This is a genomic window from Planococcus massiliensis (genome assembly GCF_000821325.1).
Taxonomy (GTDB): domain Bacteria; phylum Bacillota; class Bacilli; order Bacillales_A; family Planococcaceae; genus Planococcus; species Planococcus ruber.
Window position 1 is genome coordinate 323346 of the sequence record NZ_CCXS01000001.1, and the last position, 19515, is coordinate 342860.

31 protein-coding genes are annotated in these 19515 nt (G+C 43.4%); 23 read left to right on the top strand and 8 right to left on the bottom strand.

What is annotated here, in order from left to right; translation table 11 throughout:
• Positions 1-10: 10 nt before the first annotated feature.
• Positions 11-499, top strand: coding sequence for a hypothetical protein (locus BN1080_RS01590; RefSeq protein ID WP_052649901.1), 489 nt, complete (start codon positions 11-13; stop codon positions 497-499).
• Between the two features lie 13 nt (positions 500-512).
• Complete coding sequence (locus BN1080_RS01595) at positions 513-935, top strand: hypothetical protein (protein ID WP_052649903.1); 423 nt, start codon at positions 513-515, stop codon at positions 933-935.
• A 33-nt stretch (positions 936-968) separates the two neighbouring features.
• Here the strand turns inward: BN1080_RS01595 and BN1080_RS01600 are convergent, their stop codons facing one another.
• A complete protein-coding gene (locus tag BN1080_RS01600; RefSeq protein ID WP_052649905.1) occupies positions 969-1445 on the bottom strand; it encodes a hypothetical protein in 477 nt (158 codons plus the stop codon).
• Between the two features lie 111 nt (positions 1446-1556).
• Positions 1557-1853 carry a hypothetical protein gene (locus BN1080_RS01605; protein WP_052649907.1) on the bottom strand — a complete coding sequence of 99 codons (297 nt, stop codon included), beginning with the start codon at positions 1851-1853 and terminating at the stop codon, positions 1557-1559.
• Between the two features lie 123 nt (positions 1854-1976).
• Between BN1080_RS01605 and BN1080_RS01610 the strand changes: the two genes are divergently transcribed.
• Both BN1080_RS01610 and BN1080_RS01620 read left to right on the top strand, forming a co-directional pair.
• Positions 1977-2327: a hypothetical protein gene (locus tag BN1080_RS01610; protein WP_234398908.1), complete on the top strand. Its 351-nt coding sequence runs from the start codon at positions 1977-1979 to the stop codon at positions 2325-2327.
• Positions 2328-2882: 555 nt separating this feature from the next.
• Positions 2883-3668 carry a nucleotidyltransferase domain-containing protein gene (locus tag BN1080_RS01620; RefSeq protein WP_052649913.1) on the top strand — a complete coding sequence of 262 codons (786 nt, stop codon included), beginning with the start codon at positions 2883-2885 and terminating at the stop codon, positions 3666-3668.
• Here BN1080_RS01620 and BN1080_RS17420 read toward each other — a convergent pair.
• Complete coding sequence (locus tag BN1080_RS17420; protein WP_110925543.1) at positions 3620-3817, bottom strand: MepB family protein; 198 nt, start codon at positions 3815-3817, stop codon at positions 3620-3622. The genes BN1080_RS01620 and BN1080_RS17420 overlap by 49 nt on opposite strands.
• A gap of 263 nt (positions 3818-4080) precedes the next feature.
• Between BN1080_RS17420 and BN1080_RS17425 the strand changes: the two genes are divergently transcribed.
• The 13 genes from BN1080_RS17425 to BN1080_RS01665 all read left to right on the top strand — a co-directional run bounded on the left by BN1080_RS17425 (position 4081) and on the right by BN1080_RS01665 (position 11746).
• Positions 4081-4263: a glycerol-3-phosphate responsive antiterminator gene (locus BN1080_RS17425; protein ID WP_267882893.1), complete on the top strand. Its 183-nt coding sequence runs from the start codon at positions 4081-4083 to the stop codon at positions 4261-4263.
• Positions 4238-4360, top strand: a complete 123-nt coding sequence (locus BN1080_RS17430) for a glycerol-3-phosphate responsive antiterminator (protein WP_267882894.1) — start codon at positions 4238-4240, stop codon at positions 4358-4360. Before BN1080_RS17425 ends, BN1080_RS17430 begins: the two co-directional genes overlap by 26 nt.
• A gap of 40 nt (positions 4361-4400) precedes the next feature.
• Complete coding sequence (locus BN1080_RS17435; protein ID WP_267882922.1) at positions 4401-4580, top strand: glycerol-3-phosphate responsive antiterminator; 180 nt, start codon at positions 4401-4403, stop codon at positions 4578-4580.
• Positions 4581-4877: 297 nt separating this feature from the next.
• Positions 4878-6896, top strand: coding sequence for an alpha/beta fold hydrolase (locus BN1080_RS01630; protein WP_052649915.1), 2019 nt, complete (start codon positions 4878-4880; stop codon positions 6894-6896).
• Positions 6897-7239: 343 nt separating this feature from the next.
• A complete protein-coding gene (locus BN1080_RS17315) occupies positions 7240-7407 on the top strand; it encodes a helix-turn-helix domain-containing protein (RefSeq protein WP_234398909.1) in 168 nt (55 codons plus the stop codon).
• A 360-nt stretch (positions 7408-7767) separates the two neighbouring features.
• Positions 7768-8166 (top strand): cytidine deaminase, encoded by a 399-nt coding sequence (locus tag BN1080_RS01635; RefSeq protein ID WP_052649917.1) that lies wholly within the window; start codon positions 7768-7770, stop codon positions 8164-8166.
• A 215-nt stretch (positions 8167-8381) separates the two neighbouring features.
• Positions 8382-8876, top strand: a complete 495-nt coding sequence (locus tag BN1080_RS01640) for an RNA polymerase sigma factor (protein ID WP_052649919.1) — start codon at positions 8382-8384, stop codon at positions 8874-8876.
• Positions 8873-9421, top strand: a complete 549-nt coding sequence (locus tag BN1080_RS01645; protein WP_052649921.1) for a zf-HC2 domain-containing protein — start codon at positions 8873-8875, stop codon at positions 9419-9421. The genes BN1080_RS01640 and BN1080_RS01645 overlap by 4 nt, the downstream gene beginning before the upstream one ends.
• Positions 9422-9423: 2 nt before the next feature.
• The gene (locus BN1080_RS01650) at positions 9424-10107 is read left to right on the top strand and encodes a YfjL-like protein (RefSeq protein ID WP_052649923.1); all 684 of its coding nucleotides are present in this window, start codon (positions 9424-9426) and stop codon (positions 10105-10107) included.
• Positions 10108-10314: 207 nt separating this feature from the next.
• Positions 10315-10776, top strand: a complete 462-nt coding sequence (locus BN1080_RS01655; protein WP_052649925.1) for a GNAT family N-acetyltransferase — start codon at positions 10315-10317, stop codon at positions 10774-10776.
• Complete coding sequence (locus tag BN1080_RS01660; protein WP_052649927.1) at positions 10773-11165, top strand: nucleoside 2-deoxyribosyltransferase; 393 nt, start codon at positions 10773-10775, stop codon at positions 11163-11165. Before BN1080_RS01655 ends, BN1080_RS01660 begins: the two co-directional genes overlap by 4 nt.
• A gap of 21 nt (positions 11166-11186) precedes the next feature.
• Positions 11187-11357 carry a hypothetical protein gene (locus BN1080_RS17120; RefSeq protein ID WP_199876571.1) on the top strand — a complete coding sequence of 57 codons (171 nt, stop codon included), beginning with the start codon at positions 11187-11189 and terminating at the stop codon, positions 11355-11357.
• Between the two features lie 14 nt (positions 11358-11371).
• On the top strand, positions 11372-11746 hold the full coding sequence (locus BN1080_RS01665) for a DMT family transporter (RefSeq protein ID WP_052649928.1): 375 nt from the start codon (positions 11372-11374) through the stop codon (positions 11744-11746).
• Positions 11747-11838: 92 nt separating this feature from the next.
• Here BN1080_RS01665 and BN1080_RS01670 read toward each other — a convergent pair whose 3' ends face one another.
• On the bottom strand, positions 11839-12129 hold the full coding sequence (locus BN1080_RS01670) for a hypothetical protein (protein WP_052649930.1): 291 nt from the start codon (positions 12127-12129) through the stop codon (positions 11839-11841).
• Between the two features lie 187 nt (positions 12130-12316).
• Here BN1080_RS01670 and BN1080_RS01675 point away from each other — a divergent pair, with 187 nt between their 5' ends.
• The 3 genes from BN1080_RS01675 to BN1080_RS01680 are packed head-to-tail and all read left to right on the top strand — an operon-like array spanning position 12317 to position 14325.
• Positions 12317-13300 (top strand): M23 family metallopeptidase, encoded by a 984-nt coding sequence (locus BN1080_RS01675; protein ID WP_110925544.1) that lies wholly within the window; start codon positions 12317-12319, stop codon positions 13298-13300.
• 31 nt (positions 13301-13331) lie between these two features.
• Positions 13332-13490, top strand: coding sequence for a hypothetical protein (locus tag BN1080_RS17125; protein ID WP_199876572.1), 159 nt, complete (start codon positions 13332-13334; stop codon positions 13488-13490).
• Positions 13491-13548: 58 nt separating this feature from the next.
• Positions 13549-14325: a hypothetical protein gene (locus BN1080_RS01680; protein ID WP_052649932.1), complete on the top strand. Its 777-nt coding sequence runs from the start codon at positions 13549-13551 to the stop codon at positions 14323-14325.
• Between the two features lie 65 nt (positions 14326-14390).
• On the opposite strand, the gene BN1080_RS01685 is transcribed toward BN1080_RS01680, so the two are convergent.
• A complete protein-coding gene (locus BN1080_RS01685; protein ID WP_052649934.1) occupies positions 14391-14576 on the bottom strand; it encodes a hypothetical protein in 186 nt (61 codons plus the stop codon).
• 175 nt (positions 14577-14751) lie between these two features.
• Positions 14752-15147, bottom strand: coding sequence for an SRPBCC family protein (locus BN1080_RS01690; protein ID WP_052649935.1), 396 nt, complete (start codon positions 15145-15147; stop codon positions 14752-14754).
• Positions 15148-15288: 141 nt separating this feature from the next.
• Here BN1080_RS01690 and BN1080_RS01695 point away from each other — a divergent pair, with 141 nt between their 5' ends.
• From BN1080_RS01695 to BN1080_RS01705, 3 genes are all read left to right on the top strand, one after another.
• Positions 15289-16317, top strand: a complete 1029-nt coding sequence (locus BN1080_RS01695; RefSeq protein WP_110925683.1) for an aldose epimerase family protein — start codon at positions 15289-15291, stop codon at positions 16315-16317.
• A gap of 66 nt (positions 16318-16383) precedes the next feature.
• Positions 16384-16686: a TIGR04104 family putative zinc finger protein gene (locus BN1080_RS01700; RefSeq protein WP_052649939.1), complete on the top strand. Its 303-nt coding sequence runs from the start codon at positions 16384-16386 to the stop codon at positions 16684-16686.
• Between the two features lie 34 nt (positions 16687-16720).
• Complete coding sequence (locus BN1080_RS01705; RefSeq protein ID WP_052649941.1) at positions 16721-17695, top strand: 2-hydroxyacid dehydrogenase; 975 nt, start codon at positions 16721-16723, stop codon at positions 17693-17695.
• A 73-nt stretch (positions 17696-17768) separates the two neighbouring features.
• Here BN1080_RS01705 and BN1080_RS01710 read toward each other — a convergent pair whose 3' ends face one another.
• Both BN1080_RS01710 and BN1080_RS01715 read right to left on the bottom strand, forming a co-directional pair.
• A complete protein-coding gene (locus BN1080_RS01710) occupies positions 17769-18644 on the bottom strand; it encodes a hydroxymethylglutaryl-CoA lyase (protein WP_052649943.1) in 876 nt (291 codons plus the stop codon).
• Positions 18637-19314, bottom strand: coding sequence for a GntR family transcriptional regulator (locus BN1080_RS01715; RefSeq protein ID WP_052649945.1), 678 nt, complete (start codon positions 19312-19314; stop codon positions 18637-18639). Before BN1080_RS01715 ends, BN1080_RS01710 begins: the two co-directional genes overlap by 8 nt.
• Positions 19315-19515: the final 201 nt, after the last annotated feature.

Consider the following 19515-nt stretch of genomic DNA (forward strand, 5'->3'; position numbering starts at 1 on the left):
GAGTGAAAAGATGGATAGGAAAAAGGACGAAGCAAAGAAAGGGTTAGGAAGCTATAAAGGAGGCGCACTCTTATCAGGGGGGCTTCTCATAGTGTTAATCCTTCTAAACGACCAACTCTACAGTAACGTCATGAATCTGAGTCTGCCAGTTACGCTGATTGTCTTGCACATTCTCATTTTTAAGTACCTGATACCCCAAAAACGATATGTGGCGTATTCTGCTTTCCTGCTCATACTGGTTCTGGCCATTTACTTGGCGCTTCCAGCACTCACGCAACAGGAGGCTCAGCATAAGGCGGCAGGGCGCTATCAACTGGGGCAAGTAGAGGCGACGACTGTGCCTACTCTTCTGGCTAACTCCTGGAATCCTTTTGAGGCGGATAGTGCCTACTTTTTCACGGGGCAATCGCCAGCCGGCGAACAAATTTATTTACTGGTGAACCCGGAAAATGGAAAAGTGGTCGTAAGTGAACCATATGAAGGATTTGGAGAAAAATAAATGAGGTGAGCAGGTGAGAAAAGAGCGGGAAGAAGAAATCGTCAAAGCATTTTTCGAAAAAGATGTGCAAGAAAGGGTGCTGCATGAATTATTTTCTCCGAAGAAGCGGGACCAGGCTTTAAATCGTCTTTGCCATCAATATGAGCGGATGTTAAAGAGGAAGTATATGATTGAAATACCGCCTCCTAATTCAGATCCGGAATCCATTTATAGGCTGCTAAAAGCTGAAGGAGCCGAAAAGGCCGTCTATTCCCTCTCCTATAATGAAAAAATTGACGGAAAAGAGATGCCACTTCTCGAAGCCATAGAACAGGCTGTCGGTTTTGGCATGCCATCCATTATTTCCTGCATTCCCGGGGAGTTGGCTTATTTCGAAGCTGAACAAGGTTTTGGACCGCCGCCGCGTTTTTTGTTGAAGCATCCAAAGCAAAAATAAAAAAAGAAATCAGCTTAAAGCCGATTTCTTTTTTTATTGGGTGATCAGATCGAGCTGAATCTGCTGCTCTTCAAAAAATTCGACAATCTTTTCAGTCGGGACAAAAGAAGGGATCGTGAACTTTTTTTCGCTGCCGTCGTTCAAATAGAAGCGAAGGGTTCCGGTAGCCGTTCCGGCCGTATGGAAAGTGGATTTGGTTTTCATTTCTGCTTTACGGATGGCTGTAGAATGGAATTCGAAATTGTTTTTTTTCGCAAGCAGGCTTTGCGGATTCTCGCTCATTTGGCGATCGACGGCAGCTTCCCGTTTCTCGATGCGTTTGGTTAAAATGTGCTTTCGAAAAGCCATAAAGGCGAGGCCCACAACGAGCGGCAGATTATCGTCGCTTGCTTTATCATAAAACTGGCCGCCGACTTTTGCGAAAACAAGAGAAGATTTGGTTGGATAAACTTTATAATAATGATCCAGCGCCAATGTGCTTGGTGCAAGTAAATGGATGGTCGAATTCATTAATTTTCCCCTTTAACTATTCATTTCTTTCCTAGTATGCGTGATGAAAGAAAGAAAATAAATGAGAAACTGCCGGAGGGTGGCTTTTTTAGCATAAAAAACAGGCGGCTGTTATACATCCGCCTGTCTTACGTTTATAATTTGTTTTCTGGCAGACACCACAATCCAGCAAAAAACCAGCGAGACTGCAGGCAGTATCAGATTCCAAGGGGAATAGTAGATGCCTCCACCAAAGCCATAGCTGCTGAAATACCAGGTTTCATAGGCCAGATTCAATAGCAGTGTCACCAATGGGCCAATAAAAATCTTTCCGGTGATAAGAGACACGGCGATGCCGATGCCAATCAAGACAATGGGAAGAAGGACAAGTTGAAAGAGAAATGGGTCGATTGAGTTGGTAAATTCCATAGGCAGCCTCCGCTTCAGTTGATCGAAATCCATTATATCAAAAATTCCCTTTTTTGGTTAAAAAGTTAGAATAAAACTTTTTTTCGGAATTTGGAGGTCTAATCGGGAATGAGGGGGGATTTGATGATTAGAAAACAACTTCGCGATTTTTTTTGGAAAGATTATGACCGATTTGCCAAAAAGCTTGGCTATGCGGATTGGAAAGAAGCGGAAGCGGCCACATTCGCGATTTTTTCTTGTGGAGACGATGGCTGGTGGTCAGCAACTGAACTTCCGGATCGACGATGGGCAGTTTGGAATGATGAAGGACAGCCCCCATACCCTTTTAAAATTTTGAATCGATGGGAAGAAGCAATTGCCTTTCTTCATAAAGAATTTGAAAAAGAGGAAATCGATGAAGAAAATTGGTGTCCAGAAGGATTTGCCGAAGGGAAAAATGTATTCGAAAAGAAACCGGATAGGTCCATTAAATGAAGAGGTAAAAAGATAAGCTATTATTGCTAATTATTTTCAGAATACATTTTAGGTGCTATCAAATTAGTACGCTTTGTCACTGCCGGTAATAAAATGATCCTTCCGCAATTTTGATGAAGCCTCTTTTCGGGAATTACAGCAGTAACGATTCTTTCAGCAGGAAATATGCATTTGTTTTTTGAAGTCTTTTATTCACACCAGCGCACCGCAAGTTCAATTAGTAAAAGGTTCTCGGAGTGGTGGGAAGCAGACCTTGTAAAAAGAACCAAAATTGAAGTAGATCATTACAACCGGAAGTATTATTATAAGCTGTCCAAAAGGGGCTATTGGTTTTTGGGACAGGACAGGTACCTGACTGCAAAACAAATAGAAATTCGTTTGAAGTATCAAGCCGCCACTAAAGTACCGTACGCTCACAAATATGTATTGATATGGATTGAGTATTTTTGAGAAAGCTAATCGGATTTTCCCATCTACTTAGTATTCTTTAATAGGTTGGGCCAGACATGGGGAAAGAATAGTTTCAATTTTTATGGATAGGAAGGAAGAGGTAGTATGCAATTTCCAACACGAATAGGCGTTGATCCGGCTGGATATATCTTAAATCAAACATCAACACAGAAAATCCATCCGGTATATCGGGAACTGCTGAATCAGATTCTTGAGATGTTAAAAAGATGCGCAGGAGCTAAGGTACATAGCGTCTATATCTACGGCAGTGTAGGAAGAGGAGAGGCGGTTCAAGGAACTTCAGATATTGATTTATCAGTCCTATTGACATCCCCGCTGCTCCCGCAAGAAAAGGCCCTTTTAGATCGTGAGACAGCGGCGCTTGTTCACTTGAATCCGCTTGTACCAAAAGTAGATTATGATATGGGAGTCGTAGCCGAAGTCCTAAAACAAGAGAACCAATTTTATTGGGGATTTTGGTTGAAGCACGTCTGCAGCTGCATTTATGGAGAGGATCTATCCGTGAAATGGCCCCGAATGAAACCCGATATTCGAATCTGTCAGGCCATGAACCAAGATCTAATGGAGACACTGGCCGGCTATCGAAAGGCGATTTTGACGAAAGAGGCCGATGCGTATAAGCTGCAGTCCATTTTAAAACGGATTGTCCGAGGGGCTTATTGCTATGTAGCGGTGAGAGATGAAAGCTGGTCCACCGATATCCGTGAAAATCTCCAAATTCTTCAGCATTATTTTCCGAATGAAGCGTATTTCCGGGAAATTGAAGCGGTGTTTCTTTTCCAGAAGCCCCTCAACAGAGATGATGTCCTAAGTTGTTTGGATTACTTCATTACTTGGTTTAGCGAACACTCAATTGAAGGAAAAGAATAAGGATTGCAAGAATAGAAATCGTTTATTTTTTCTGTATTCAAGTCATTGGGGTTAGACGCATCCAGAAAGTAGGGTGATTGCCATTTTTGGCTTTGAATCGCTTGTTTACTGCTTGGAATATCCCGGATTGGATAAATTCTTATCGCCATTTTTCCCCTGGGACGAAGAAGATCTAAGAATATGAAATAGAAAAAAGGAGACCGGTAGTGCACCCCGAAAGTTAGAGTTCTAATCTGATTTTGGGGCGCACCACCTTCTCGACTGCGATCATAGAGGCTGTTAAAGTCTTATACCAATTTTTACTGTTTTTCATTTCTTGCTCCTTATAGTGTTTTAAGTTGTGCGAGTCCAATAAACATTTGTTCAACTTATATAGAAAAGTAAATGTGAGTGAACAGAGCGGAGGAGAAATATGTGCAGCCAAGGCGTCCCGGCAATCCGGAATCTGAAGGATGTGGTGAAGGTATTAAAAACTGATCATGAAAGAATTATCTTTTTAGAGACGCGCCTCTCCCAAGTGGAAAGTACAGTTACATTTGCTAAGAAGCATGGCAAAGAAACGCTAATGCATGTCGATTTTATTACAAGGTCTTAAAATCGATGAGTTTGGTTTAGGGTACTTGCTTAATAATGTAAAAGTCGACGGAGTTATTTCCACGCGGGCAAATGTCATTGCATCTGCAAAAAAATGAAGCATTATAGGGAGTCACAGATGGTTTGCTCTGGATTGTCATGCACTCGCCCATAATATGGATATATCGGGAAATCCAACCGGAATTTACTGAAATACTTCCAGGCATAATTCCAAGTATTATTAAAGAGATTCAAAATGCCACTGGGATACCAGTAATAACCGGAGGCTTGACCGAACAAAAGGGCATATGGCTATCAAATCCGGGGCTTATGCTGTAATTGCATCTAATGTAAAATTATGAAAAGACCGTTAGGAATAAGAAACGAATTTATATTAATTAGAAAAATTAATGCGATTGAATTGACAGCGTTTTCATAAACTATTATACTAGGTATAAGTTAACAGCTCGTGACGAGATTAAGAGACACATTGAGTACTTTGGGCAAGCCCCGAAGGTATTTGATGTGTCTTTTTGTGTGTGATGAGTATGAGAATAGGAGGAGTCGAGGGAGAGTTCAGATATCAAAATTACATTGAGTTACAAGTAATAACTTTGTGAAACAAGGGGGATCATCATGAAAAATGTAAAAAGACCATTAATTTTATTGATTGTCGCACTATTACTTATTGGTATCGGCAGTGCAGTTGCTGCTAGCTTTAACAGTGCCGGCGGGGATGTAGATGTGTCCCGTATTTATTTTGACACTGAGCGGGGAGAGCTGTCGGGTTTGCTTTATAAGCCAGAAGGAGCAGACGAAGAGGCAAGGCCGACAATCATCGCCACGCACGGGTATTTGAACTCTGGTGAAATGCAGGATGCCCAAGCCATCGAAATATCTAAGCGGGGTTATGTAGTCCTGGCGCTGGATATGTATGATCATGGACATTCTACTGGAACGATGGAGAAACCGATTCCGTTCTTCTCCTTCTGGCCGCAAGCTATGTATGATGCGGTCCAATACATGTATGAACAGGATTATGTATTGAAAGATGGCGAAGGAAATGGGATTATCGCTGTTTCCGGGCACTCCATGGGTGGCTTCTCTTCAACGCACGCAGTGATGTTGGATGAGGTTGATTTCCAGGAATCAGGTATCCGTAAAATTCAAAGTTCCTTGACGATGGGTTCTGATTATCAGTGGTTGAAAACACTTGGCTATACAGACGAACAAATCAACGCTTCCTATGGGCCGCGTCCTTCAGGGAAAATTGCTGGAGTTTACGATGAATTTTTCTTTAATGCAGAAGCGGCTGCGGCGGGTCAGCCTGTCGTTAAGAAAGACTACGTCAGTACAGCCGAAGGCCTTGGGTTTTTAGGCGGATTGGAATCAGCGCAAGCGGGTGAATTTTATGAAGTGGATGGCGGTCAACGGATTATTTACCAGCCTAACGAAACACATCCATGGAACCATTTTTCACAGCAGTCTACTGAATATGCAATCGACTTCTATGACACAGCTTTTTCGGATTACGGTAATTTAGTGGAAATCGGTGAAGATGGACAAACATGGATGTGGAAAGAATGGTTTTCATTTATAGCTTTGATAGGTTTCTTCCTCCTTTTCATTCCAGTTATCAGCTTGTTGACGAAACTTCCATTCTTCAATTGGGTTTACACAGAGCGTCCGGCGGCGCTTTCTGCACCAAAATCAGATGGTGCGAAACTTGCTGGTTATATACTGCTTATTGTGGGAGCGCTTTATCCGGCCCTTTTCTTTACGGCATTATACAGCGCTAATGAAACAGGGATGACCTTGCTGCGTCAAATCAGCATGACCGCCATTGGATTATCTGGGCTGATATTATTGTTCAGCTTTGTAAAAAATTCCGCCAAGTCAGTAAAAATGGGCTCGGGGTTAATTCTTGGCTTAAGCATCGTACAATATATTTTCCTCCGTCAGCAGGAACGATTTTTTGCGACTACCGAATGGTTTGGCGGAGCTACTGTCAATCCAATTCTCTTCTGGGCTATCAATGTTGCGATAGTGACGCTGATGATTTTGGTTGGTTATCACTTTGTTTCGAAAAAAGCAGAAGGAGCACGTTTCGCGAATTATGGATTACGTGCTAACATCAAAACGATCATCTCAACTTTTGTTACCGCTATACTTGCTGTCATTATCGGATATGCTGTCCTCTATTTAGTGGATGCAATTTTCCAAGTCGATTTCCGTCTATGGACCGTAGCAGTAAAAACATTTGAAGAACAGCATGTATGGGCTCTTTTACGCTATGCGCCATTATTCTTCATCTACTATTTCATCATCGGAATATCAGTCAATGTCAATACAGCCAGCAGTTTTTATGATGGATGGAAAGGTTATGGCATATCCATTCTCCACTTTATCGGTGGATTGATCCTATATTTGATCTATCATTATGGCTTGTTGTTCATTACAGGGACGGGCGGCTATCCTGCAGAGTCATTATCATCGATTATTGTAATCGGTCTTGTGCCGATCCTTTTGGTAGCAGCAGTTTACAATCGTTGCTTTTTCAGAAAAACTGGAAATGTCTATGTTGGGGCATTTCTGAATACAATTCTATTAACGATGATTACTTTAGCAAATACAGTTCTTTATACAATACTCTAGTGATTTAAAGAATGAAGGAGAAGGGGGAAGGGATAAATGAACCGCACCCCAAATGGGTCACTTTTTTAAGTGTCTACCATTTGGGGTGCGGTTCAGTCATGTTACAAGCCCTTTTTTTATTAATAATAGAGGATTATTTTATTTAAACCGTGTTTATGAATAAAAAAATAGACAAATAAGGCCTTTTCTTTTATGTACTTTATAACGCTCTGTGAGAAACTGATATTGATATTTCCAAAAGGAAAAGCACCATCAATGTAGGATGGCGCTGTAAAGTGTAAGCATCAACTAAGGGGGATTGATTAGCTGATTCCACATATCAAGGCATTCCTCCTGGAGGAAAATGTCCCAATCATGCTTGACGCGTTTCGGGATTTCGAATGATTTGAAATCCTCTTGGAAAATCTCTGCTTGTTTGAAAATCTCAAGCAAAAAAACACCAATCAAAGATGTGGCTGAAAAATGGAATGTTTCCCGAGCCACCATTTATCGTTGTTTGGAAAAACAGTAAATCGGAAAGGTTGCTGCTTATGCAGAATGTACCACTTCCTTTAACTGGCTCTTCAGAAGAACATTGTAAGAATCCGAGAAATCGATCAACTTAGTTAGACTACATTAGAAGTGGTTGAAGCTGATCACGACAATTTAGTTATCGGTATTAAATAAACATAAAAGCTATCTTCCTTAAAAAAGGAAAGATAGCTTTTATGCCAAGTAAGACTTGAACTAGGTGCAAAATAGCACTTAGAGTGCCTGAATACGCAATTGACTATTTTCCCAATAGACTGTAAAATCAATAGTCCTGCCAGCTAAATGCTGGCATCAAGGGAACTGTGAAAAGTTCATTCTTCTAGTGAAAAGGATGGAGACCATGAATAAAGAACAATTGATGGAAAGCGCACGCAGCATGAAAGAAAGAGCATATATTCCCTACTCGAAATTCCCGGTAGGCGCTGCTTTGTTGATGAAAGACGGCACGGTAATCAACGGGGTAAACGTAGAAAATGTTTCACTAGGCGCCACGAACTGTGCGGAACGGACGGCCATCTTCACAGCTGTAGCCCAAGGATACAAAAAAGGTGATTTCGAAGCGATTGCAGTAGCGGGGAACACGGAAGACTACCTTCCGCCTTGCAGCATCTGCAGACAGGTTATGGCGGAGTTCTTCTCGCCTGAAATGCCGGTTTATTTAACGAATGAGAAGAAAGAAATATTGGAATTAAAGCTAAAAGAGTTATTGCCATATGCTTTCTTAGATTTAGAAATGTAAGATCTGGACCATCAAAGGAATTAGAGAAAAGGAGTAATCCCAAGAGTGATTTGGGATTACTCCTTTTCTTTTTGGGCTAGGGTATACAAAACATTTTTAAAACTTTATTCTAGAGAAATCGTTGAAATGATAGAAGGAAAATTAATTTTAAAATAATTGTAACGAAGTAGAAGGCCAAGGTATTAATACTAAGAACAGGGAAAGTGAGGACCGCCATGAACCAGCTTGAAAAGGAGTATGAAGAAATCCAACCGAAAATCTATGCATTCTTTTACGCCAAAACAGGCAATCGGGCAACCTCACAGGATCTCTGCCACGATACGTTTTACGAGGCGTGCAAAAATATTGCGTCATTCAATGGCGAGTCCACTTTGTCGACATGGATGTTCGCCATTGCGAACAACCTCTTGAAAAAGTTTTACCGCAAAAACAAATATCAGCAAAATTTGATGGAAAAGCTAGCAGCGATTCCGGAAGCAGACATCCACTCGGTCGAAGAGTTAACGGAAATCAATGAAGATGCAAAAATGCTGCTGCATCATATCTCGAAACTCGATGATGCGGCGAGGGAAATTTTACTTCTGCGGATATACGGAGAATTGAGCTTTGCAGAAATTGGCGTGCTGATCGGCAAATCCGAAAACTACGCACGCGTTACTTTTCACCGGTTGAAATTGAGGATTCAAAAAATGATGGAGGTGACTTTATGAACAAAGATTGTGCAATCGTACAGGATTTGCTGCCTTTATACGAAGAGGAATTGCTTCAAGAGGAAACGAAAAAATTTGTGGAAGAGCATTTGCAAAGCTGTGAAGAATGCCGCCGAATTGCGGAGCAGTCGCAAATTCCGTTGCCTGCACACGTAAAACCGGGGGCTTCTTCAAAGAAAATGATCCGTAAAATAACCGTGCGTTTAACAACGATCCAAATTTTCTTCGTGGCCATCGCCTTTATACTTGCGATGAGCACGACCATCATAAATGACAACAAAACTTTTATCCTGACTTATGCCATTTTAGGAGCGGTGACTTACCTATTTTATCGTTCGGTGCTTGTTGCCGTTTTGCTTGCAGGCGTCCCGAATTTCATTTGGAATTGCTTGCTTTACATGACGGACTGGTTCGGCGAATTTTATGCGGAGAGCTTTTCGGAAGCTCTGCAATTATCGCTGTTTTCTTTAGCTGTCCATCTCGTGTTTACGTTTATCGGAATCGCCATCGGCTTTTGCATCCTTAAAATAAGAGAGGAGCATTGATTATGAAAAAGAAACTACTATACGGTGGAATTGCGGTTTTATTGATTGGCGCCGTGATTTTTGCTTACATTCAGATGAGCGGAAATCCCATCGAAAAAAACAAGGCGAAGGAAAGCTTGGAAGCGTATTTGGAAGAAAACTATCCGGATATGGACTATAAGATCAGGCAGTCGGCAGACTATGGCTGGAGCGATGCTACGTTCCGCTTTACAGTAGTCGAGCAGGATTCCGCCGCGGTTGAAACCACTTATAAAATCTATGTTTCCGCTATGGAGCCGTACGAAATCCTGGGAGATACCATCCATTTTTCCAAGATCGATAAAGAGGCATCAAGCAAGTTAAATGCACAGGCAGAGGAGCACATTCTGACGCTTCTCCAGAAAAAAGTTCCAGAAGTTGAAAGTGTATCTACAGATGTAGAAGTTTATCACGACGGAGCCGACAAATGGACACCGGAGCTCGAAACGCCAAAGCCGATGCTGATCATGCTGGAAATTGATAAAGGCGAATTGACGAAAGATCAAATGCTGCAGCAAAGCAAAACAATCCAACAAGAGCTAAACGGCGAGTCCATCAATTACCACACAGCTGAAGTAGGTTATCGCAATGTGGTGGACGGAGAAGACATATACGAATACGTGAGTATTTCGCCAGAACAAGAACTGACGATAGAAGATGTGAATTGATATTGAAAAAGCCTATTCGAGAAAATTCGAGTAGGCTTATTATCAATTTTTTCTCCTTCACAAATTCACTCTTTGAAGAGTTTCGCATAGCTTTTCCATAACTATATCTAAACATTCTATTTATTTCCACATATTCAAGTTAGAATAAAAGAAAGGAAAGAGAAATTTAGGCTACTGCTGATTTTTCAACAAGAAGGGGCTAAAAGAATGAAAATCGAAACACAGCGACTGGACATTATTCCATGCAAAAAGGAACACCTTCAAATGCTGGAAGAACAATATTATGAAAACGGTCCTGAAATCATGGTCTATTTGAAAGCATTGGAAGAAGATCCTGAGCTTTTGGCTTGGGGCCATTGGCTCGTTATCGATAAAATGACGGGGCAGGTGATCGGCGATGCCGGCTTCAAAGGAAAGCCGAATGCCAATCAGGAAATTGAAATCGGCTACGGTCTGCTTGAACGCTATTGGAATAAAGGCTACGCGACCGAAACGGTGAAAGGTCTTATCGAGTGGGCTTTTGAAACCGGAAAAGTAGAGAAAGTACTCGCCGAAACAGAAAAGGATAGCATCGGTTCCATCCGAGTGCTGGAAAAAGCGGGCATGCGCCAAACAAAGAAAACAGGTGAAATGATTTCCTGGGAAATAAAAAAGAGCAGCGTCGTATGAAATTCTATATCGCGTCGAGCTTTCGGAATATCGAGACTGTAAGAATGGCAGCTGAGCGGCTGATAAGCAATGGATTCGTCCTTACCTATGATTGGACCCATGGCGCTGCCACATCCATTGCGGAACTTGAAACGATTGGCGAGAGTGAAAAACAAGCAGTGATGGAATCGGATGTAGTGATTATCATGCTGCCAGCCGGAAAAGGAAGCCATGTGGAGATGGGCATCGCTTTAGGGACGGGCAAGCAAGTTTTTCTGTATTCACCTGACGAAACGGTGAATGACTTGGCGCTCACCAGCACGTTCTATCATTTGCCGGAAGTTTTTAAAGTCATTGGAACGATTGAGGAATTGATAGCAGAGGTTTGTTCAAAAGCAGCCTTTTATTAATCTGCCAAGGGAGTGGAAGAAATGAGCAAGTATTATTTTTACCATCTATGGATTTCAGCCTTATTTTTAACGGTATTTATTTATGATATCTATCAAAAAGGCTCTTTCTTAACTGTAATGGCAGCCATATTATGCTTCATTTTAATTCTCATCAACAGCAAAAAGAACCGGAAACTGAAAACGACGGCCTGAAGGGAGGGGAAGAAATGCATTATCTGTTTCTTGGGCTTGCGATTGTCGGGGAGTTGATTGGGTCGTCCTTGTTGAAGGCGTCGGAAGGCTTTACCAAAATTTTTCCGACCATCGGCTTGCTGTTTGCTTTCGCCGCTTCATTTTTCTTTTTATCGTTGGCATTGAAAGTCATTCCCTTGAATGCGGCTTACGCCATCTGGTCGGGTCTCGGCATGGTCGCCACCACGATTATCTCCGTATTGATCTGGAAAGAAAAGATTAACGGGGCGAGTATAGCCGGCATTCTGCTAATTCTCGCGGGAGTGGTGATTTTAAATTTATTTGGACCTGGCCATGGAGAATCTCGGCAAAGCGATACGTCAGTTATTGAAGAAGCCGAATCGAAATAAAAGAAAAGCATTGGTGAAAGGAGAAGAACATGAATAAAAAAACAAAATTACTCATCATCTTCGCTTTTGGAATGCTTGCGGGTTTTATCATTTCAGCGATTTTCAGGTGAAATTTTAATTGGGACAAATGGAAGTAAGACAGCATTCAGCCATGTCAGGACAGGGATCGCTATCAATGGCATAAAGGCTTTTTCGAGGCCGACGCCGAAAGACTGCATTTCATGGTCCAAGCTATAAATGAGTGAAACAGTTCCGCCGATAATGACTGTATTGATGAGAAGCGCTGAAACGATGATTCTTATTTTTCGCTGCTGCTTGCGGATCATCAGCCCCGACACGAACATTGAACTCATAAAAGAAAAGACGATTAATAAAAGATTCAATGGGATGCTCCTTTCGTAAAAAGTTGATTATTCCTTAGACTTTATTGGATAGAAGAAGTTCCATTCAAATTAAATCGTTTTTTTGTGTTTATTTACAATTGATGGAAACTTTTTGGCAGCTTTAACCGTATATAAAAGAACAGTCAGTTTAAGTTCAGTTATTCGGTGAAAGGAGCGGATGGTGTTTATGGGCAGGGGCAGAAAGAACGGATTCAAACCCGAAGAATTTGGAGAACATTTTTTAGCGGAAGATTTTACTGCGATTTACCGCCAGTGCATCAAGGAGTTTAGGGAGACGATTGCCCTTCGGGATTTTATCGAATTGGCGAAGTCATTCAATAGAGGCGTGAAAGGCTATCATTTGGCCTTTGAGACCACCATGCCCGGATTTAAGCAGTATATCTGGCTGGATGACCGAAAAGAAAAAGCGATCAATGTTTCTTTTGACGGCAACGAGATTCAAGGAATGTACATAAAGCCTTACGTAACGTATCCGAAAAGCGACAACCAAGTTACCAAGACAGAATTCATCATGCCGATTGCGGATGACTGGTTTGTGTTTTGGGGCGGAAAAAACGAGTTCATCAATTACCATTACGCGTACGAGCAGCAGCGCTACGCTTATGATTTGGTCGTTATGAAAGCTGGACAGACCTACCGAAACCAAGGGTTGCGCAATGAAGACTATTACGCTTTCAGCAAAAAAGTAGTGGCCCCTGCGGGTGGGAAAGTCATCGAAGTGGTTGATGGAATTCGGGACAATCCACTTGGCGAAATGAATGAGTCAGATCCTGCAGGCAATTTTATCGTTCTGGAGCATGGACAGGGCGAATACAGTTTGCTGGCGCATTTTAAGAAAGAAACGATTCGAGTGAAGAGTGGGGATTCCGTAGAACAAGGCCAACTGCTTGGGCTATGCGGCAATTCCGGGAATTCGTCGGAAGCGCATATCCACTTTCAAGTGATGGATTCACCAGAAATGGAACAGAGCAGCTCGCTGAATATCCGCTTCAAAGGTGGGATTGAACCGATTCAAGGAGATACGGTCCATCCTGCTGTATTCGAAAAGAACAAACAGGAATTCGACACTTTCGATAAGGCGGAAACCGCTTTTTCCTTGGCTGGTTTTTTCCAATTCATTCCGCGCCTCATTGGATACTTTTTCAAATAGCGAAATTGCTCGGCAGCAAGGAGGATGAAAGATGATTTACCGGTACACTATGATTTTTTTTCTGTATTTCGCCTTGACATTCTTATTGGAGATCGATTTTTCGAATGGGTATTGGCGCGTCTTGTTTGCTTTATTCGGAGTTGGCGTCATTTTGCTCGTGCAGGCGCCCAGGAAGAAAGAATCGGGTTAACTGTAACCGGCTTGTTGTTGGTGCGTCTAATAAGAACAGCGGAATGTGAGGGGGAAGTATGAAAAAGATCATTTTACTGATTATACTGGTCGTATGTCTTGCGGCATGCGGCGCTAACGAATCCCCAGTTGCTTCTTCAGAAGAGATGCAAGAGGATGCTGTAAATGCCAAGCCGCAAATTCAGGAAGAAGGACCGGAAGCGATCTTGGATTGGGTTGATTTCATCCAATGGGACGGGAACTATTACATAGCGTTAGACTCTGCTGTTCTGGCTGATCCGGAAAAGATTGGCGAAAAAGCAGGTGAAGTAGCATTCAACGTCAGTGACAATATCAATTCCACTTCATATAAACTGAAAAATGGAGATGCAGCTTTCTGGGAGCCGGGCACTGAACTCTATTACGTGGAAGGGCTGCCGGATTTGTTAGCAGCGAAAGACCCTGCAGAAATCAATGGGTACAGCCTCTACGTGAATGAGGCAAAAAGCGGGGGCTACCCGCAGCATTTCAAAGACCTCAAACTGGAGGAAATAGCAAAAATCGAGATTTACGATCTGTTTCTCTATGATAATTTCAGTTCGCCGGAGCTGCTCAACATGCTGGAAGACGAGCAAGATGTACAAGAGTTTTTGAAGATACTTAAAGGTGAACACGCCCCGCAAGATCCGGAGCTGATCAGAAATCCGCCAGATCCTGAAATTTATGCAGCTGTTTTACATAATGGCGAGGATATCGCGAGAAAGTTTCATATTTATAAAGAAGGCAAGCAATGGTTGTGGTATCCGTGGGACCGTGAATTCCTGCCGGCTGAAACGGGTTCTTTTATAAAGAAGTAATGGCGATTAAATAAAAACGGACATCAAAATGAGCTTGGGGGAAAGTTTCCAAGCTCATTTTTCGGTTAAAACGGGCCTTGATTGTCGCCTCGTCCAGCATGCCGTCGTGCCTCAGCCTCTGCCGAATTCTGGTTTAGTGTATTCTCCGATTTATACGGAGTGTATTTCCCGCGTGTCACTTTATCCACGAGAAAAGCCACTAAGAAGATTGCCGCTAGAGATCCCCAAAATAACCACATCATCCAATGCATATTCATCTCCTCCTTCATGTATTTAACGTTTGTTCAGTTCAGTTAATAGTTAGTATACGGATGAATTGGAAAAAAGTTTCAATAATCAGTTAATGGAATGAAATTTCAACCGAGCCCATTTAGCCAACAAAACAAAAAGAGTTGTCCCAAACTGCTTTTGAGACAACTCTGTTTATTAACGGTTCGGCAATTCCCGGCCTTCCGCAAACGCTTTAAGGTTCGCGAGGCTCAGTTCGAATCCGTCCATATTGATGTGGACGCGCGTCCCGTCTTCTTCGGGCGAAAGATCAAAGACGAATTTCAGCCCGTCCATGTCAGAAGAATAGGAGAAGCGGCTGTTCGGAATGACTTCTTCAATCGTGAAGATCATTTCGACGTGTTCGCCTTCCTCCAATTGGTTGTGTTCATTCGGCATTAAGGTGAAAACGGCTTTTTCCCCGGCTTCTAAGCGTGGAATTGTCCATTCAGAACCGGGTGCGTACCAAGTGGAAAAGCTTCCATCAATCGTCAAGGCTTTCCAGACGGTATCCAAATCGGCATCGATAAAGACAGAACGTTGATCAAAATTCATCGGAAGGACCTCCCATTTCTTTACATCGTATCGAATCTCCCTATTATTTTCAACTTTCAGGCAAAAGAATCCTGCCCGCGGTTGTAACCCAAGGAAGAAAATGAAAGAATGAAAGAAATAGACATCCAGGGGGAATGGAAAATGAAAGTGGAAGAGAAAGCAATTGGCACGGTCGGCGGAAAAACGGTGAAGTCATTTACTGTCAGCAATTCAAAGGGCATGGAAGCGACGTTCCTCGAATGGGGCTGCGCAATTCAGGAAATCCGGGTGCCGGATCAGTTCGGCACTATAGAAAATGTGGTATTGGGCTACGAAACGCTGGAAGAATACATAAATGACCCGGCTTTTCTTGGCGTTATCGTGGGGCGGGTAGCGGGACGCATCCAGCATGCGGAGCTTCTAATCGACGGCGAATCCTTTAAACTGCCGGAAAATGACGGAGGCAATACGCTTCACGGAGGCCCCGAAGGATTTCACCGGAAGGTTTGGGAAGGCCGGGCAGAAGTCGACGACAGCGAAGCGCGTGTTATTTTTACCTATACCAGTGAAGACGGCGAACAGGGCTTTCCGGGCCGGCTTGAAGCCGAAGTGATCTATGCCGTGAACGAAAACAGCGAATTGGCGATCCGCTACCGGGCAGTGTCTGACAAAAAGACAGCGGTCAATTTAACGAACCATTCGTATTTTAATTTAAGCGGCGGATTGAAGCGGAATGCTTTAGATCATGTGCTGACGATGAAGAGTGAGCAATTTGCTGAACTGGATTCTTCCCTTATTCCTACAGGGAATGCGCTTAATGTAGAGGATTCAGTATTTGATTTTCGGACAGGACGGACGATAGCTGAGGGCATTTCGTCGACGCATCCGCAAATCGAAATGGTCGGCGGGGGCTACGATCATCCGTTTTTATTGAACGGGGCAGGCCTGTCGAAAATGAAACTCGAAGATCCCGAAAGCGGGCGGATCATGGAAGTGGAAACCGACCGGCCGGCAGTGATTTTCTTCTCGGGCAATAATCTGGACGGCGGCATCCAACTGAAAGAACGCAAGTCCGAACGGCATCTCGGCATTTGCCTGGAAACGCAAATTGCACCGGGGAATCCGGAAGCGATTTTGCTAGATGCGGGCGAGGCGTTTGAGGCGAACACGACATTCCGTTTTAAAAACTAGAAACTTCTTTTTGGGTGAACCGTATATAAAATGAAGAAGAATTTCAGAACAGAGGAGGGGAAGACCGTGCCGACATGCCAAAATTGCGGACAGCAATGGAGTTGGAAGAACGCCTTCCAGAAATACATCAAACTCAATAAAGGAATGGAATGTCCTCATTGCGGCGAAATCCAGTATGTGACGTCCAAGAGCCGGAAGCAATCGAGCGCATACAGCATCCCGCCTTTACTGATCCTGATTTTCAGCAATTTGTTTTTTGATTTAAGCATTCCGGTGTATATCATGCTGGCAGCTGTTCTATTTGCGGCAACGCTGGTGTTTTACCCATTTAAGATGGAGTTGACCAGCAAAGACGAGCCGTTATGGTGAGTCTTGCACTGGGATTTAGAGAGGAGGAAGCCGAATGAAGCCGAAAGTTTTTATTGCGAGACCTGTTCCGCCGGAAGTGGAAGCTTACATAGCGAAGCATTGCGACTATAAAATCTGGAAGAATCCTGAGAAGATTCCGAACCATATTCTGCTCGAGGAAGCAAAGAAGGTAGACGGAATGCTTGTGCAGAACGCCGCTGTGACGCGGGACTTTCTTTCGCAGCTGCCAAATTTGAAAGTTATCAGCAACACGGCGGTCGGCTACGACTCATTTGATCTGGATGCCATGAAAGAATTTGGCGTCATCGGCACCCATACGCCATTTGTTTTGGATGAAACCGTGGCTGATTTGGTTTTCGCGCTGATCTTGTCTGCCGCGAGAAGAGTGCCGGAGTTGAATAACTACGTAAAACAAGGGCAGTGGAATAAAGACACAAAAGCGGAGGAGCTTTTCGGCACGGATGTGCACCATGCAACGCTGGGTATTGTCGGGATGGGGCGCATTGGCGAAAAGATCGCACGGCGAGCAGTCTTCGGCTTTGAGATGAACGTCCTTTACCACGCGACAACGCCAAAGCCTGACCTCGACGAAAAATATGGCATGCGATACAGTGGGCTAGACGAACTGCTTTCGAAATCCGATTTTGTCGTCTTGATCGTTCCGCTCACCGATTCGACCCGCCACATGCTAAGCCGGGACCAATTCCGGCGCATGAAATCTTCCGCTTACTTGATCAATGCGGCAAGAGGGGCAGTGGTCGATGAGTCCGCTTTGATCGAAGCGTTGAAGTCCGGTGAGATTGCAGGAGCAGCGCTCGATGTCTTTGAAAAAGAACCGGTCGATCTGGATAACCCATTACTGAAAATGAAACAAGTCACTGCACTTCCACATATCGGCTCAGCGACAGCTAAAACCCGTGAAGCGATGGTCATGAAAGCGGCAGAGAATTTAGTAGCGGGTGTAACAGGAGAAGTTCCGGAGAATGTGATGAAAGAGTTGAAGACTTAAAATTAAAGTGAAAAGCCAGCTGCAGGGATCAAATCCTCTTGCAGCTGGCTTTTTTAATGCATGTAAATAATGGCTAGACTTTCATCACCATGCCATCCAATCGTTTTTCCATCTGTTCTTCCATCCAAAGTGCGGTTTCAACCAATTTTTGAAGGTCTGTACCGGTTTCAACACCCATGCCGGCAAACATATTGACCATGTCTTCCGTACAAACGTTCCCGACCGCTTTCGGAGCGAAAGGACAGCCACCGAGCCCCGCGATAGAGGAGTCGAAGCGGCGGATTCCAGCCTGGTAGCCTGCTAGGACATTTGCGAGCCCGAGCCCTCTTGTGTTATGGAAATGGAGGCCGAGTTTGATGTCGTCTCCGTAATGGCGTTGGAAGCGATTGACGACTTCTGCGACCTGAACGGGATTGGCAAGCCCTGTCGTATCCGCCAGAACAATTTCGGAAGCGCCAGCTTTCACGAAGGCTTCAGAAATTTCGAGTACACGGTCGACTGGCACTTCTCCTGAATAGGGGCAGCCAAATGCTGTTCCGAGAACACCGGTGACAGGCTTTTTCGCAGCGACTGCTTCCTGGATCACTGTAATATGCTCGGCGACATTTTGATCGACGGTTTTTCGGGCGTTCTTCAAATTGAACGCGTCGCTCGTAGTGGTGACGATATGAAAGATGTCTACATCGGTTTTCATTGCCCGTTCCATACCGGAATAATTGAGGATCAAGCCTGCATACTTCACGCCATCTACACGAGGAACCCGTTTCATCACTTCCTCCGCATCGGCCATTTGCGGGACGACTTTCGGATTTACAAAAGATACGGCTTCGATTTTCTTGATGCCCGCATCAATGAGGCGCGTAATCATTTCCACTTTCTGGTCGGTGCTGATCGGCTTTTTTTCATTTTGCAGGCCATCACGGGGCCCGACTTCACAGATTTCAATCATTTATTGCTTCCCCTTTCCATAGATGGATTTGCGGTTTGTTCAATTGGATGAGAACGTCATCGCGTCCCTGGTAAATATGTTCCTGCATCGCGATTTTTGCCCGTTCCGGCTCCTGGTTTTCAATGGCTTTTAGAATCGTTTTATGGACTTCCAGTGAACGCAGTAATTGCCGTTCGTTATACCAATAAAATGAACGGAAAATAATAGGCACCACGACAAGCTTGGCAATATGGGCTCTCAAGTGTTCATTTTTGGCAGCTTTGAAGATTTCTTCATGGAAATCCTGATTCGCTTGCTGGATATTCTTAATGGTTTCAATATCGGATCGCTCAAGTTTGGTGATGGCTTGTTCATAAGCTGTATTTTTTTCGCGCATCCGTTCAAGTTCCTCATCGGTGCGGTTCAGTGCAGCTTCGCTGGCCCCGTGGCTTTCGAGCAATGCGCGGAGATTATAGATTTGACGAATATCCTTAATAGAAAATTCCTTGACGATATAGCCTCTTCGTTTATAGGGGATGATCAGGCCGTCGGATTCCAATTGTTTGATGGCATCACGGATCGGGGTGCGGCTTACTTGAAGCGATTCGGCTAAAGCTTCTTCCGTCAAGCGTGTTCCAGGCTCATATTCGCCAATAATAATGGCATTTTTGATGGCGTTATATGGATTCATAATTCCTTCACCTCGAATTTATTGTATACAATAGGATATTTTAAATCAAATGAATTATTTTAAATTTTAAAAATTGGTTATAAATTCAATGGAATTAGAGGAATTCTTAATAAATATTAGAAAACGTGTTGACTCATTGTATACAGTGTGATATTTTTTTATCAATTGCTAATTGTTTGAAAAATTAAATTTCAAGGGTCT